We start from the raw sequence: 14,721 nt of genomic DNA, 5'->3' as shown, positions 1-14,721 counted from the left end.
GGTTGGACAATTACACAACAAATGTTCACTGCCATACAGGCAGCTTAGAAACATGTAAACATTGGAGCTAGAAAAAGGGATTAGTTCACTGCCATACAGGCAGCTTAGAAATGAGATACTTAACAAGCCTAGATAAGTTGGGTATTCACTGCCATACAGGCAGCTTAGAAAAATATATGCAGATGCAATAATTGCTGGCTTGAGTTCACTGCCATACAGGCAGCTTAGAAAACAGAAAGCAGGGAAGCTTAAAGATATATCTGGTTCACTGCCATACAGGCAGCTTAGAAAGTATGATTATAAACGGGAGAATTAGAGCATCCGTTCACTGCCATACAGGCAGCTTAGAAACTAAGAAAGTACACACAATTGTAAGAAAAGCAGGTTCACTGCCATACAGGCAGCTTAGAAACTACAATTAAGCAGCTAGAGCGATTTAGAGCAGTTCACTGCCATACAGGCAGCTTAGAAAAATTGAAAATGGCTCTATTGATTGGAATAATAGTTCACTGCCATACAGGCAGCTTAGAAAGGGACCAGTGGCGACGGCGAGTTCACGGTCAGGTTCACTGCCATACAGGCAGCTTAGAAACAAAAAACCTGAACCACCTGAAAGACCATACAGTTCACTGCCATACAGGCAGCTTAGAAAATTTACCGAAACTACAGGGAATAAAAATGAAACGTTCACTGCCATACAGGCAGCTTAGAAAACCAAGCTTTCCAATAGCCTTGTTAAAGTCGCGTTCACTGCCATACAGGCAGCTTAGAAATTTGTCTAAAGATGGTCCACGAAAAACTAAATGTTCACTGCCATACAGGCAGCTTAGAAAATTGATTGTGCGGATCGGCTGTGGTGCTGGTTGTTCACTGCCATACAGGCAGCTTAGAAAGTTTCCATCGCATTAAATACGTATTTTGTTGTGTTCACTGCCATACAGGCAGCTTAGAAATATTTGATTAATGATGCAAGTTTTTTAAAGCCGTTCACTGCCATACAGGCAGCTTAGAAAACTTACGCATCGCCGCGGCTTGGTTCGCCAGTGTTCACTGCCATACAGGCAGCTTAGAAATAAAAAAGTACAAACAATTGTAAGCAAAGCAGGTTCACTGCCATACAGGCAGCTTAGAAATGTTGACCAATTCGGATAAACTGACGCGCCATGTTCACTGCCATACAGGCAGCTTAGAAAAATTCATCCATGTGTAGATTGACGCACATTTTGTTCACTGCCATACAGGCAGCTTAGAAAATTTATATTATGGTCGCGGATATGTTCAGCTTGTTCACTGCCATACAGGCAGCTTAGAAATTACAAATTTCGTGTTAAATATTGTCTTAAACGTTCACTGCCATACAGGCAGCTTAGAAAAATATCGAATTTCTTCCCATCTTTTTCGTAAAGTTCACTGCCATACAGGCAGCTTAGAAATAATAAATATGTTCCGATTGTAAAAAGTATTTGTTCACTGCCATACAGGCAGCTTAGAAATGAATATCGTCGCTCTAATGCAGCAAAAAGCCGTTCACTGCCATACAGGCAGCTTAGAAATGCACCAGGTGTACCAGTAATCAAATGCAACAGTTCACTGCCATACAGGCAGCTTAGAAATCACTGGTCCATACCAATTATCGGGCTGTTGTGTTCACTGCCATACAGGCAGCTTAGAAAATTGTATTGGCAATAACCAATACCATTTCCCACGTTCACTGCCATACAGGCAGCTTAGAAAGTAACGAATATTCTCTAAATATGCATTAACTGGTTCACTGCCATACAGGCAGCTTAGAAATGTTGCTGTTAAATCAGGGCTTGAAACTAAAAGTTCACTGCCATACAGGCAGCTTAGAAAACGTGCTTTGGTTTCAGCTGCAAATGCTTTTCGTTCACTGCCATACAGGCAGCTTAGAAAGATAAATAGCAATCCGAAAACTGCGAACATCAGTTCACTGCCATACAGGCAGCTTAGAAAAAGAACTCACCCTACCCCAACTTCGAGACCTTGTTCACTGCCATACAGGCAGCTTAGAAAAACAAAATTAGAAGATGGCACATGGGTTGATCGTTCACTGCCATACAGGCAGCTTAGAAATTACCCAACAAGTAATGCCCAATCGCTTCCAAGTTCACTGCCATACAGGCAGCTTAGAAATTGCGACCAGATCGAGTTTGCAAGCTCTTTGAGTTCACTGCCATACAGGCAGCTTAGAAATGTGTTTGCAGGCTTCCATAAAGATGGTGAGTGTTCACTGCCATACAGGCAGCTTAGAAAAGTTGATACTGAAAAATTAAACTCAGCTTTGTGTTCACTGCCATACAGGCAGCTTAGAAAATGCTGAATAATACGTTTCTACTGGTGTATAGGTTCACTGCCATACAGGCAGCTTAGAAATGATACTATTCCACCTGATAACACACCAACAAGTTCACTGCCATATAGGCAGCTTAGAAAGCCTTTTTTGCTAATGCTGATTGAGACATGCCGTCCACTGCCGTATAGGCAGCTTAGAAGTATTATTTTCAGTTATACTTATGCAAGCGAGATATTCTGTAAGTAATTCTTGTAATAAAAGCCAATTATTTCAGTGAGATAATTGGCTTAAGTGAGAGTTGCGATTATCCGCTAATTCGTCGGTCATCCCAATAACACGGCACTACAATCAAATGGTTCTCATGTAACCGAGACCATAATCTTACACCTAAATCCCGCTGCATATTTTGGACTGTGAAATTGGAAATCAGCAGGGTAGATTTCATATTGTCATAACGGCTATATAGAACCTTATGTACCATCTCTAGGCGTTTTTCATGCCGGTCATGCAGGCCATATTCATCAATCACTAATAAATCAAAACTGGAGAAATGGTCGATGACTTCTTTCTCAGAGCGTGAAGTATCTGACCAGGTATCCATCATTTTTTGAGCAATTTCTGCACTGGTATAGTAGCGTGCAGACTTTGTACTGTTATGCAGAATGTTGCGAATAATTGATGCGCTCAGATGGGTTTTACCTGTACCCGGTGTACCAATCATCAACATGTTCGGATTGTAACCAGAAATAATCTGCTGCGCAAAAGCCTGACATAGTTTGATGGCATTGTCTTGAGCAGGACATGCAACTACAAAATTCTTGAAGCCACGGTCCAGATAGCGTTTATTGAGCCCTGAGTTTTTGATTTTCTGTTCTAGCAATCGCTGTTGCAGTTCATCCTCATAGGCTACATTTGAGTGATGGACGGTTTCTTTGGCACACAATTTACAGAGCCTGTGACCTGCAATTTCCATCAGGGGTATATGATGGGTAGCGCAAAGTGTTTCCGTTGTTTCTGCGCGAAACTGGAGTGTCTTAAGCATGGTATTCATGACTGATCTCCTAAATCCACTTTGAATTTTCTAAAAAACTCTCATTTTTTTCTTCAAAATTTGAAGATGAAGATGAAGATGAAGATGAAGATGAAGATGAAGGGCATGATTCAAGCATGGCTTGAGTAATACTCGAGCTCTTCTCAGGAGTTGCTTGAGCATTTACTTTTCGTTGCTTGGTTGATGCTTGAGCATTACTAGCGGATTTCCCCCAACGTGCTTGAGCTGCATTTTTAGCTTTATCAGATTTCATTTGCTGATTTTGCAATGCCTGGCTTTTTAAACTGCTTAAGAAATTTGAATGAATCTGCTCAGACTCGACTTCAAACAATTCTAGGGCCATCAGCGTATTTAACAAAGTTTTAGCCTTGGTGTGCTGCGGTAATTTCGTGATGCTGCATACTGTTGCTAAATCATGAGGAATGGCACCATTTTTCCAGAAATCCATCATTAACAGCAGTGCCGCACCAATTTGTTCTGCTGTCATTCGTGCAAATTTCGCCTGTAGGTCGCCAATATAGAGTGGCATCCAAATTGAAATATCTTTATTCATATGTTCACCTTTTTATAGGTATAAAGGGGCTAAGGTCATCGATTTGATGACCTTTTATGTTCGTTTTATGAGTGAGCGAGACTCATTAAGCGGAGACGGGCCTGTTGAGCCAAGTCATCGTAATGAGCTTGCCCTTCATCCAGCATTCGCTGTAGCCAGAGTCTTAATGCTTGGTGATCATCGAAGCATTTATTGATTTCCAGCAAAAAGGCCAGATTGTGCAGTTTGGGAATGTGTAGCTCATGGATTAATTCACGAGCGACCATATCTGCTTCAGGGCTGACGACCACACCACCAAAGAAAGCTTTACTATTCATGGGCAAGCTCCTCTGTATTTAGTTTTTCCAGCATGGCTTCAAATGCACTGCCATCGCGGCGCGTAACATTGGGGATGTAACGGCTATAGACCCGGAATAGCATTTCAGTCGTTGAATGTCCCAATTGACGTGCGATCCATTCCGGATTTTCTCCTGCTGACAGCCATAGAGTTGCTGCTGTATGACGTGTTTGGTAGGCTCTTCTAGACTTCAATCCTAGAAAGCGCAAGATCGGATGCCAGACACGTTTATTCACCAGACGGTAATCGAGAGGTCCACCATCACGATTGCAGAAAACAAACTCTGATTTACCGTTATTTAAGCTTTTCTGTTGCAGAAAAGCTTGGTAAACGCGGTCATTCATCTGGATCGTGCGGTCAGAACCATAAGTTTTGGTTCCGCCAAGCACACCATTCACTAACGCTTCTCTGATATGGATTTCACGACGCTGTAAGTCGATATTTTTCCATTGCAGACCATCGATTTCACTGGTACGCATACCCGTAAAAAAGCGAATGGTGTAATAGGGGCGGAAGTCTTCACGCACTGTGGTAAGAATTTTATGCACCTCTTCCAGAGAAAAAGGTGTGACTTCAATCTTGCTTTCCTTCAGATTGTTAATATTTTTATAAGGCGACTCAAACTCGTATCGTTCAGCCGCATCATTGAGTATCATACGTAAAGGCGTCATGATTTGATTGATTCTCGATGCTTTCAGACTTGTCTGATCTTTTCCGTGAGTCACTTTGGCGAGAGAGGCACGGAAGTTCAGCAAGTCTGACTTCTTGATTTTCGAGAGAACCTGATTACCAAAAGCAGGAATCAAATAGTTTTTGATCACAATTGAAACCTTTTGCTGGTATGAGGTTCTCCATTCAACTTGTTTCTGCTTTAACCACAATTCAGTAAACTCTTTAAAAAGAGGAACTTTGGTCTGTACAGCAATTTGCTGACTTCTTTTTTCCTTAAACTCCTCAACACGGTTGCTTTTTGGAAAGTACTTTTCGTATTCAAAGGTTCCCAAAGTAATTTCCGCCTCTAGCTGCTCGAGACGTTTTTTCAAAATACGACGATTATAGGCATTGTCTTCAAGACTAGTTGTTTCTCTGCAACGAATGCCCATGTAGCGAAAATCGGCAATCAGTTTGCCACTTCGTTCTCGGATGGTAGCCATCAGTTAAACCTCCTAAGCCTTATTGCAGGGCATCCATGCTTAAACCAGTGAATTTAAGCATTTCAGTTTCAATGCGTTCCCAAACAAAAAGAATTTTGCGACCACCAAAAGGACGGATGTAGTGAACACCTTCGATAAAGACACTGTCCTTTAGCTGGTTGCGAATAGTACGAGCGTCGTACTGGATTTTTTCAGCCAGTTGCTGGGCTGTGAGATAGGTATATGACATAATAGAGCCTCATATTTTTTACTAGGTAACTAGGAAAAATTATTCCTAAGACATAAATTATCATATTTTTATGTTGTTGCAAGTACTTTTTATGATTTAAGTAGGAAATTTTATGATTATTTCAAACTTGGCAGTTTTATTAGCAGAAAGGAAACTTAAGGTTGCTGATTTGGTAAGAAGTACTGGAATTAATAAATCTACTTTGCACAAACTTTATAATGATGAATCTGTACGGATTGATTTTGAAACCATTGATAAAATTTGTATTGCATTAGATGTGGGAGTGGGTGATTTATTGATTTTTAAGAAAATTGATAATAATCAAAATGATAATGACTAGTTTGGTCACAAATGGTCACATCAAAAAGTAAAATGGTCACAAATTATTGAACGATTGGTAAAAAACACTGTGCTTTGAAAAGAGTTTGGTGTTTTTTACAGCCAAAAAAGCTCTGAGGGGGCTAAAAAGTAGTGATGAAATGAGAGCATTTGATATCAATTAAGACCATTTTTATTGTCGTGGGCACGCCATGGTCACATCTTGGTCACAAAATACAAATTACATTAAGAATATTTTTTATTGAATTGAATCACAAAGGAAGGCGGAATTTTCAAAAATATAATAAAATCAACAAGAAAAAAGCCCTAATCTTTCGACTAGGGCCTTTTAAATTTGGAGCGGGAAACGAGACTCGAACTCGCGACCCCAACCTTGGCAAGGTTATGCTCTACCAACTGAGCTATTCCCGCATATTGAGCAGTTTTTACTAAAACTTACACTTAAAAAACCAAACTGGAGCGGGAAACGAGACTCGAACTCGCGACCCCAACCTTGGCAAGGTTATGCTCTACCAACTGAGCTATTCCCGCGTGCCGCTTATAATACATTAAGCAAAACAAGGGTCAACAACTTTATGCAAATAAATTAATTAATTGCATAAAATTAAAGCATTTCTGCGATTAAAAAAGTTAAAAGGCAAAATTTTGTACAAAATTTTCTCTTCATCTAGGGTCATGTATACTAAGGCACTATCACAATCTGACTTTATAGAGTGGCTGATGAAATTAGAGCAACAGTTGATTGAGCGTTTGCAAACATTAATACCGACCCATTTGGAAGTACTGAATGAGTCGGCTGGACATGGAGGCTATTTCCCAGGAAAAGAATCACATTTTAAAGTGATTGTGGTTAGTGAGGAGTTTCAGGGTTTACGTTTAGTACAGCGTCATCAAAAAGTCTATGCTGTGGCTGCTGAACTAATGAGTCCTGGTAAAATTCATGCTTTAGCAATTCATGCTTACGTTGCTAGTGAATGGGAAGGTCAAGCGCCAGCCAGTCCTGAATGTGCACACGCACCTAAAAATTAAGGATGGATCATGGACGCACATTTACTCACCAAAATTATTCATATGTCCGCTGTAAGTTTGCTGATTATTGCTTTTGTTTTTCGTGCAGCGACTTTATTTGTTGGTGTTCAGGATCAGCAGCCAAATCCAAAAGGATTTAAAGCACTCGTCGGCTTACAACATTTATCATTGACGCTGATTATTGTGACAGGTGCTATTTTAGTGGTGATGAAAAACTTTGAGGTTGCGCCTTGGTTTTATGCCAAAGTGATTCTCTTTTTTGTACTTTGGTCATCTTTAATCAAAATTTATAAAAAAGATAACAGCGTGTTGTTACAACAGCGCCGTGCAGGTTTGTTGGTCGGTACAGTGGCATTGGTTGGTATTATTGGCTTAGTCATCATTAAACCTGTTTTTACGTAATTGTTTGACATTGTTTTAGTAATTGTTTGACATTGTTTTAGTAATTGTTTTTGCACTAGGTTAAACTGCGTGCAGTTTACAAAAATCTTGTAGAGGGAAATCATGTTAACTCGTGTGGTATTTAACCAAAAAGGTGGTGTAGGGAAATCAAGTATTACAGTCAACTTAGCTGCAATTAGTGCTAAGCAAGGTTTAAGAACTTTGGTGATTGATCTTGACCCACAAGCAAATTCAAGCCAGTACCTTTTAGGTGAAGATGCAACATATTCTGCTGACAAAGCAGCACTAGAGCCAAACATTGAAAATTTCTTTGAAGATATTTTGGGAAGCACGCAGCAAAAGGGCCTGATTGGTAATGCAATTGGTTCCATTTTGAAAGCACCACGTGGTAAGGGTTTAGAAAGTTACGTTCATCGCTCATCTTTTGAAAACTTAGATGTGATTCCTGCAAGTCCAAGTCTTGGTGCTTTGGAGCATGCATTAGAAAGTAAGCACAAAATTTATAAGTTACGTGACTCAATCCAATCACTAAGTGCGCGTTATGACCGTATTTTTATTGATACTCCTCCAGCGTTTAACTTTTTTACATTATCAGCATTAATTTCAGCAGACCGAGTATTGATTCCTTTCGATTGTGATGTCTTCTCAAAACGCGCGTTACAAACTTTGATTGAAAATGTACTCGAAACCCAAGATGATCATAATGATCGCTTGGAGATTGAAGGAATCGTCGTAAATCAATTCCAGTCTCAAGCAAAGTTACCGCGTGAAGTGGTTCAGCAATTAAAAGATGAAGGTTTGCCTGTTTTAGAAAGCATGTTACCGCCATCCGTGTTGATGAAAGAATCACATCAAAAGAATTTACCCTTGATTCACTTGGCATCAGAACATAAGTTGACCTTAGCTTACGTCACTTTATTTGGTGAGATTGAATCAAAAAAATAAGAGAATCTTATGAAACGCTTATATTGGATGCCTGTGGTAGCACTCAGTATGTTATTAGGTGCTTGCGCATCAACGGTTAAGCCGTCTTATGTTTCACCAACTCAGTACCAAGCTTTAAACTGCCAACAGTTGCAAGCTGAATATAATCGTATTCAACAATACATCGATAATGGTGTGCAGACACCTAAACGTACTGGGGTTGGTGTCGGTATTGGACTTGGTGGTGGTTGGGCAAGAGGCGGTGGTTGGGGAATTTCGCCAACAATCTCATTAAATATGGGCCAGTCGATGAACACCAAGAACACCGAGCTCGCTAACTTATTAGGTCAGCAGGATGCAATTGTGCAAGCTGCACAGTTCAAAGGTTGTGCAATTGTGGTCAAGCCACGTTCAAAATCATAAGTTGAAATTCATTTATCACTGTAATTTACTACAGTGATAAATAACTAAATTTTAGCAAAATATTTCAAGATAAAAATATATAAAACAATATCTTAATAATATTTATATTCATTTCTTTAATTTTTATAGCCTAATTTTCTCCTCTAAATTTGTTTTTTTGCTTCAAATTCGTTTAAGGTGACGAGCATATTTTGTCATCTGGTCTGTCTATGATTGAAAGTTGGTTTTTTGTTTTGGCGATGTTGGCGGTGTTATTAATACCCGGTCCAACCAATGCATTGCTCGCCAGTGCAACTCATCAACAAGGCGCTTTTAAGACGATAATCTTCATTCCAATTGAATGGTTGGGATATGTATATGGCATAAGTTTGTGGGCATTATTTATTCATCTCTTTGAGCCGATTTGGCCAGCTTTAGATGTGATTTTACATACGGTGAGTTTAGCAGTGGTACTTTGGATGGCATTTCATCTTTGGAAAAGTGCGCATTTGCAAAAATATGATCAACGCCATCAGAAGATACGTAAGACAAAATTGTTTAGCGCTACTTTAAAAAATCCAAAAACAGTGCTTTTAGCGGCAGGTATTTTTCCTGTTGAAACATGGAATTCGATTGAAAATGCAGTGCTGGTTTTTGCGATTTTTAGTGTGATTTTAATCCCTGTAAGTATTTTTTGGATGTACTTCGGACGAGCACTTTTGGTTGGGAGTTTCAATGGAATTACAGCCGACCATTTATATAAAGGGTCGGCAATGTTATTACTGATCTGTATGTTGCCTATGATTTTTCGATTATTTTAATTTATTGAGCTTTACGCTCATTGAGTTTTTGCCGAACAAAACCAATTACGCCCGGCAAGATACTGATGATAATAATGCCAAAAATTAAATGGGTGAAGTTATCTTTAACGATTGGCATATTACCAAAGATATAACCTAACGTAATAAATGATGCGATCCAACAAAAAGCACCAATTACGTTATAGGTGAGGAAAAATTTATAATTCATACTGCCTGCACCTGCCACAAATGGTGCAAAAGTACGTGCAAATGGAACAAAGCGGGCAAAAATAATGGTTTTACCGCCATGACGTTGGAAGAACTGCTGTGTTTTGAGTAAATGTTGTTGATTGATGAATCGTAAATTCATTTCGAATACACGTGGGCCGATATAACGCCCAATATGGTAATTTACGGTATCACCTAATACTGCGGCAATAAATAATAAAATACCGAGTACCCACGGATCCATCGCACCAGTTGATGCTGCTAGTGCACCCGCAGCAAATAATAAGCTATCTCCTGGTAAAAAAGGCATCACTACGAGACCCGTTTCCACGAAGATAATTAAAAATAAAATGGCATAAATCCATACGCCATAATTGGTAATAAATTCTAAAAGGTGTTCATCAACGTGCAGAATAAAATCAATAAGTTCCATGAAGCTGTTAACAGTATGAATTTGAGCTAAATCGTAGCAGTGCAACTATAGAATGTCAGTATAAAAACCAATTTAATTGGTAACATTCATTGAGTAGCGACATGATTAATTTTGATCTAGAATAATGATGTTTGTTGCAAATATAGAACGATGCATTAATTAATATAACGTTTATTGCAAAATAAAACACACATAAACTGTTTCTGTATTAAAAAACAACTAGTGTGGAATCAATTATGTTTAATCCAAATGTTATCGTAAAAAATATGGTAACGCAGTCAGGTGTAGAAAATATCGTTACGCTTGTTGCTCGTATCCTAATGGCCTATATTTTTATTATTGCAGGATGGGGCAAGCTCAGTGCTTATGGCGCTACAGCGGGTTATATGGAATCGATGGGTGTGCCTGCCGCATTGTTACCAGTAACGATCTTGGTTGAGTTTGGTGGTGGACTTGCGCTGTTATTTGGTTTTCAAGCCCGTTTAGCTGCATTTGGTTTAGGTATTTTTAGCATTATTACCGCATTCATTTTCCACGGCGCAGATGATCAAATGCAACAAATCAACTTTATGAAAAACTTAGCTATGTCTGGTGGTTTATTTTATTTAATGTTGCATGGTGCTGGTCGTTTGAGCTTAGATCATATGATTGAGAAATAATGAGCCATTAAAAACAATCCCTACGTTAGTGAGTGGGGATCGGTTTTTATACAGATAAAGTTGATGCTTAATTACAAACAGAAGCTGAAGCAACGGCTTATCTCTGTTTAGATAATAATAAAGAGAAGAACTGGAGGAGATATTCAATGAAACAAATCTTGATGCCTTGTGGAATAGCGATTTTAATTGGCTTATCAACATCAACTTGGGCAGGTAAAGATGATCATGTGCTTGTGCAAGAAGCAGCAAAAAATGTGGTAATGGTGAATCAGATTGCTCAACTGGCTGATGAAATGGGTGTTACTTTAACAGGCCAAATTACGAAACATTTGCGAAGTGATCATTACGAATTTAAAGATCAGAGTGGCACGATTGGCATTGAAGTTGATGATGATATTTGGCGTAAAGCAGGCTTGAAAGTGGGTGATCATGTTCGGCTAGTGGGAGAGGTGGATACCCACCGCTATAAACCCACTGACATTGAAGTGATCAAAATAGAAAAACACTTGCATTAAGCATAAAAAAGGAAGCCTTAGCTTCCTTGTTTGATTCTGATGGTATTGCTTTAGAGCATAAAGTGAATTTGCATTTCCCCAACAAGGAAACCTAGTACTGCGCCAACAATGATCAATGACCATTCATCTTCTTTAAATGCAGGGCGGAGCATACCTTCAAATTCTTCAGGGCTTAATTTTTGCATTCGTTCGACTAAAGTCGTGCGAACATCCATGGCATCTTCGGCATAAGACTCTACATAGCGCATCGTCTCTGGGAGTTGTTTTAAAATACGTTCGGCAACTTCTGCTTTCAGATTTTGATATTTTTCACCACCAATCGCATAAACAACCAATGGACGAACAATACCTGCCTGTAGGTCAATTTCTTGTTTGACATGGCGACTGACAAGTTCGATGACTTTATCTGAATTTGTTCCAGAGAAAAGCTCTTCCATCATATTACGGGATGTGAGTAATTGTTTAGAAATGAGCGCTGCATAGTCTGCCGCGACTTCATTTTGACGCTTGATGAACAAACCTTGCCATGTGTAGCCCAAAATCTTCTTTGGGTACAATGGTCTAAACATCATTTGTAAAGCCATCCAGTCACTGAAAAAGCCGACAAAGCCACCGAACATTGGCAGCATCCAAGGATATTTTCCTTGAGTGACCACCCAACACAACATTTGTACAACACCGATCGCAAAACCAAAGACAAAGCCGACATTACTAAAGAATCTAAACTCTTGCTTACCGACTTTTTTGAAAATTTCGTTGAGAAGACGCTTATCTTTGAGGAGATTGCTAATCACCATGTGTTTGATGTCAAAGTATTTGATCACATCTTTTTGCACTTCGCCCATGATATGTTCAACAATCTCAGGGGCTTTGGCTTGAACTCGCTTAATTAATTTCTTGCGTGCGAACTCAGGCATACCTTCCCATAAACCAGGCTGATATTGCTGTGCAACTTCGCGAGTAATATCCTCGGCAGAGGCCATTAACGGTTTTTCAATTTCCTGAGCAATACGCTTGGGATCCAGTCTGGCAAAAATTTCTTGGGGCTGAATTAACTTTGAGGTCATTAACTCAACAGCTATGGTCGCCATTTTTTCAGCTTTTCGCGGGACGATGCCTTGCCATCCGATTGGAAGACCAAATAACCTGAGTCCCTTAAATTCAAGTGGTGCAAACATCATTTGAATGGCAATAACTTTCGTTACATAGCCAATAAAGCCACTAATAAATGGGATCGAAATATATAACCAGAAATTCTGTTGAAAATCCGCAATCATTTCTTGAAACATTATTGTATTGGTCCTTCAAGTCCTAATTGTTGCTCGTGATAGGGCAGCCATAGATGATAGTGAAATATTTTACAATATTGACTGAGCCAATATCTTTTAGGCTTTTAGTTACCTTTTTATTTTCCTCTTTCCAAGGATAGTGCAGTCGCACAAAAAGGAAACGATGATGCCGACTGCATACCTTTCCGTGGTAATGCATATTTTCGACTCATCATCTTAGCACCAATTTTTGCTTTTTGTTGATCGGAATCAGCAAGAATTGCTGATTTAATTCTCTTTTTCAACACGTGCTTGGGGAATTTTAGTTTAAATATCAGTCGTAATTGATCATACATGCTAAAAAATAAGATAGATGATGAATTGCGGTGCGCCAAAGTGTGAAAAATGTTAGAATATGGCGCTTAATTCATTTGCCTTTAATGTTTAGCCATGACGACCAATACTCAAATTACTGAAGATCGTATCCTTATTTTGGATTTCGGCTCTCAATATAGCCAGCTGATTGCACGTCGCGTACGTGAAGCGGGTGTTTATTCTGAAATGTATGCTTTCGATATGTCTGAAGAAGACATTCGTGCGTTTAATCCGAACGGGATTATTTTGTCAGGTGGTCCTGAGAGCGTACATGAAGAAGGTAGTCCACGTGCGCCACAAGTTGTATTTGAACTTGGTATACCAGTATTGGGTATTTGCTATGGCTTACAAACCATGTCTGAACAGCTTGGTGGTAAAGTAGAACCAGGTACAGTTCACGAATTTGGTTATGCAGCTGTTGATGTGTTGGTACGCGATCAATTGTTGGGTGATCTCAATGATGGTGACGACAAGCTTAATGTTTGGATGAGTCATGGCGATAAAGTCAGTGTGATTCCTGAAGGTTTCTCTGTTACTGCAAGCACACCAAGCTGTCCATTTGCCGCGGTAAGTGATGAAGCACGTCGTTTCTATGGTGTTCAATTCCACCCTGAAGTGACCCATACAGCGAAAGGTGCAGAGTTATTATCGAACTTTGTGCATGGGATTTGTGGATGCCGTAATCTCTGGAATTCTGAAAATATCATCGACTTGCGTGTTGAACAATTACGTGAGCAAATTGGTGATCAAAAAGTTCTGTTAGGTCTTTCTGGTGGTGTGGATTCTTCTGTTGTTGCTGCACTTTTACACCGTGCGATTGGCGATCAGTTGACTTGCGTATTTGTAGACAATGGTTTACTTCGTTTAAACGAAGGTGAACAAGTGATGGACATGTTTGCGAAAAACATGGGTATCCGTGTGATTCGTGCCGATGCTGAACAGCGCTTCTTAACTGCGTTAGCGGGTGAAGTTGATCCTGAGAAAAAACGTAAAATTATTGGGCGTGAATTCATCGAAGTTTTTGCTGAAGAAGCACGTAAACTTGATGGCGTAAATTTCCTTGCACAAGGTACGATTTACCCAGACGTGATCGAATCTGCTGCAACCAAAAATGGTAAGGCACATGTGATTAAATCACACCACAATGTGGGCGGTTTACCAGATGACTTAGCTTTTGAATTGGTTGAGCCGATTCGTGATTTGTTTAAAGATGAAGTACGCCGTCTAGGTACAACTTTAGGTTTACCACATGAAATGCTTTATCGTCACCCATTCCCAGGTCCAGGTTTGGGCGTGCGTATTTTAGGTGAAGTGAAAAAAGAATATGCGGATATTCTTCGTCTTGCGGATGACATCTTTATGCAAGAGCTTCGTGCAAGCGGTTGGTATGATAAAACTGCGCAAGCATTTGCAGTATTCCAACCTGTAAAATCGGTGGGTGTTGTTGGTGATGGTCGCCGTTATGCATGGGTGATTGCGCTTCGTGCGGTTGAAACAGTTGACTTTATGACAGCGCGTTTTGCACATCTCCCTTATGATCTTGTAGATAAAATCTCAACGCGTATCATGAACGAAATCAAAGATGTTTCACGTGTTGTATATGACGTGTCATCTAAGCCACCAGCTACGATTGAATGGGAGTAAAACTGGGGTTTCAAGCAGCAACGCTGCTTGCCAGTTTTACGCCAAGCGCTCTGCGCGAGGCAGTA

The 14,721-nt window shown here is 39.7% G+C and carries 16 protein-coding genes, 2 tRNA genes and 1 CRISPR repeat array (1 of these 19 only partly in view); of the genes, 9 read left to right on the top strand and 9 right to left on the bottom strand.

Translation table 11 applies throughout. The features are described 5' to 3' along the window. Positions 1 to 2,514: a CRISPR direct-repeat array (repeat unit 28 nt; unit sequence GTTCACTGCCATACAGGCAGCTTAGAAA) (it extends 12,582 nt beyond the left edge of the window). A 104-nt stretch (positions 2,515 to 2,618) separates the two neighbouring features. From CDG55_RS14475 to CDG55_RS14455, 5 genes are all read right to left on the bottom strand, one after another. Beyond that, positions 2,619 to 3,365 (bottom strand): ATP-binding protein, encoded by a 747-nt coding sequence (locus CDG55_RS14475; protein WP_087536697.1) that lies wholly within the window; start codon positions 3,363 to 3,365, stop codon positions 2,619 to 2,621. A 10-nt stretch (positions 3,366 to 3,375) separates the two neighbouring features. After that, on the bottom strand, positions 3,376 to 3,918 hold the full coding sequence (locus CDG55_RS14470; protein WP_044431330.1) for a DUF1376 domain-containing protein: 543 nt from the start codon (positions 3,916 to 3,918) through the stop codon (positions 3,376 to 3,378). A 65-nt stretch (positions 3,919 to 3,983) separates the two neighbouring features. Then, a complete protein-coding gene (locus CDG55_RS14465; RefSeq protein ID WP_001084945.1) occupies positions 3,984 to 4,235 on the bottom strand; it encodes a hypothetical protein in 252 nt (83 codons plus the stop codon). After that, positions 4,228 to 5,409, bottom strand: a complete 1,182-nt coding sequence (locus tag CDG55_RS14460; protein ID WP_087536698.1) for a site-specific integrase — start codon at positions 5,407 to 5,409, stop codon at positions 4,228 to 4,230. The genes CDG55_RS14465 and CDG55_RS14460 overlap by 8 nt, the downstream gene beginning before the upstream one ends. Positions 5,410 to 5,428: 19 nt before the next feature. Then, positions 5,429 to 5,638, bottom strand: a complete 210-nt coding sequence (locus CDG55_RS14455; RefSeq protein WP_000122748.1) for a hypothetical protein — start codon at positions 5,636 to 5,638, stop codon at positions 5,429 to 5,431. Between the two features lie 112 nt (positions 5,639 to 5,750). On the opposite strand from CDG55_RS14455, the gene CDG55_RS14450 reads away from it, so the two are divergent. Next, positions 5,751 to 5,978: a helix-turn-helix domain-containing protein gene (locus CDG55_RS14450; RefSeq protein ID WP_000587224.1), complete on the top strand. Its 228-nt coding sequence runs from the start codon at positions 5,751 to 5,753 to the stop codon at positions 5,976 to 5,978. A gap of 334 nt (positions 5,979 to 6,312) precedes the next feature. Here CDG55_RS14450 and CDG55_RS14445 read toward each other — a convergent pair. Then, positions 6,313 to 6,388: transfer RNA gene (locus CDG55_RS14445), tRNA-Gly, on the bottom strand. 44 nt (positions 6,389 to 6,432) lie between these two features. Beyond that, positions 6,433 to 6,508 (bottom strand) — tRNA-Gly (locus tag CDG55_RS14440). Positions 6,509 to 6,697: 189 nt separating this feature from the next. Here CDG55_RS14440 and CDG55_RS14435 point away from each other — a divergent pair. From CDG55_RS14435 to CDG55_RS14415, 5 genes are all read left to right on the top strand, one after another. Then, a complete protein-coding gene (locus CDG55_RS14435; RefSeq protein WP_087536699.1) occupies positions 6,698 to 7,006 on the top strand; it encodes a BolA family protein in 309 nt (102 codons plus the stop codon). Positions 7,007 to 7,015: 9 nt separating this feature from the next. Next, on the top strand, positions 7,016 to 7,408 hold the full coding sequence (locus tag CDG55_RS14430; protein ID WP_087536700.1) for a SirB2 family protein: 393 nt from the start codon (positions 7,016 to 7,018) through the stop codon (positions 7,406 to 7,408). Positions 7,409 to 7,510: 102 nt separating this feature from the next. Further along, on the top strand, positions 7,511 to 8,353 hold the full coding sequence (locus CDG55_RS14425) for a ParA family protein (protein ID WP_004665257.1): 843 nt from the start codon (positions 7,511 to 7,513) through the stop codon (positions 8,351 to 8,353). A 9-nt stretch (positions 8,354 to 8,362) separates the two neighbouring features. Beyond that, positions 8,363 to 8,755 carry a hypothetical protein gene (locus tag CDG55_RS14420; protein WP_087536701.1) on the top strand — a complete coding sequence of 131 codons (393 nt, stop codon included), beginning with the start codon at positions 8,363 to 8,365 and terminating at the stop codon, positions 8,753 to 8,755. A gap of 209 nt (positions 8,756 to 8,964) precedes the next feature. After that, on the top strand, positions 8,965 to 9,555 hold the full coding sequence (locus CDG55_RS14415; protein ID WP_087536702.1) for a LysE family transporter: 591 nt from the start codon (positions 8,965 to 8,967) through the stop codon (positions 9,553 to 9,555). Between the two features lies 1 nt (position 9,556). On the opposite strand, the gene CDG55_RS14410 is transcribed toward CDG55_RS14415, so the two are convergent. Further along, a complete protein-coding gene (locus CDG55_RS14410; RefSeq protein WP_005155341.1) occupies positions 9,557 to 10,195 on the bottom strand; it encodes a DedA family protein in 639 nt (212 codons plus the stop codon). A 236-nt stretch (positions 10,196 to 10,431) separates the two neighbouring features. On the opposite strand from CDG55_RS14410, the gene CDG55_RS14405 reads away from it, so the two are divergent. Further along, positions 10,432 to 10,854, top strand: a complete 423-nt coding sequence (locus CDG55_RS14405) for a DoxX family protein (RefSeq protein WP_087536703.1) — start codon at positions 10,432 to 10,434, stop codon at positions 10,852 to 10,854. A gap of 146 nt (positions 10,855 to 11,000) precedes the next feature. Beyond that, complete coding sequence (locus CDG55_RS14400; protein WP_087536704.1) at positions 11,001 to 11,369, top strand: NirD/YgiW/YdeI family stress tolerance protein; 369 nt, start codon at positions 11,001 to 11,003, stop codon at positions 11,367 to 11,369. 50 nt (positions 11,370 to 11,419) lie between these two features. Here CDG55_RS14400 and CDG55_RS14395 read toward each other — a convergent pair whose 3' ends face one another. Beyond that, positions 11,420 to 12,646: a DUF445 family protein gene (locus CDG55_RS14395; RefSeq protein ID WP_171063521.1), complete on the bottom strand. Its 1,227-nt coding sequence runs from the start codon at positions 12,644 to 12,646 to the stop codon at positions 11,420 to 11,422. A gap of 441 nt (positions 12,647 to 13,087) precedes the next feature. On the opposite strand from CDG55_RS14395, the gene guaA reads away from it, so the two are divergent. Continuing rightward, complete coding sequence (guaA, locus tag CDG55_RS14380; protein WP_087536706.1) at positions 13,088 to 14,656, top strand: glutamine-hydrolyzing GMP synthase; 1,569 nt, start codon at positions 13,088 to 13,090, stop codon at positions 14,654 to 14,656. The last annotated feature ends 65 nt before the right edge of the window (positions 14,657 to 14,721 follow it).

Origin of the sequence: Acinetobacter sp. WCHA45, from assembly GCF_002165255.2 — a bacterium.
In the GTDB taxonomy this organism is placed as follows: Bacteria; Pseudomonadota; Gammaproteobacteria; order Pseudomonadales; family Moraxellaceae; genus Acinetobacter.
The sequence above is the reverse complement of the archived record's forward strand: the minus strand, read 5'-3'. Positions and strand labels throughout refer to the sequence as shown.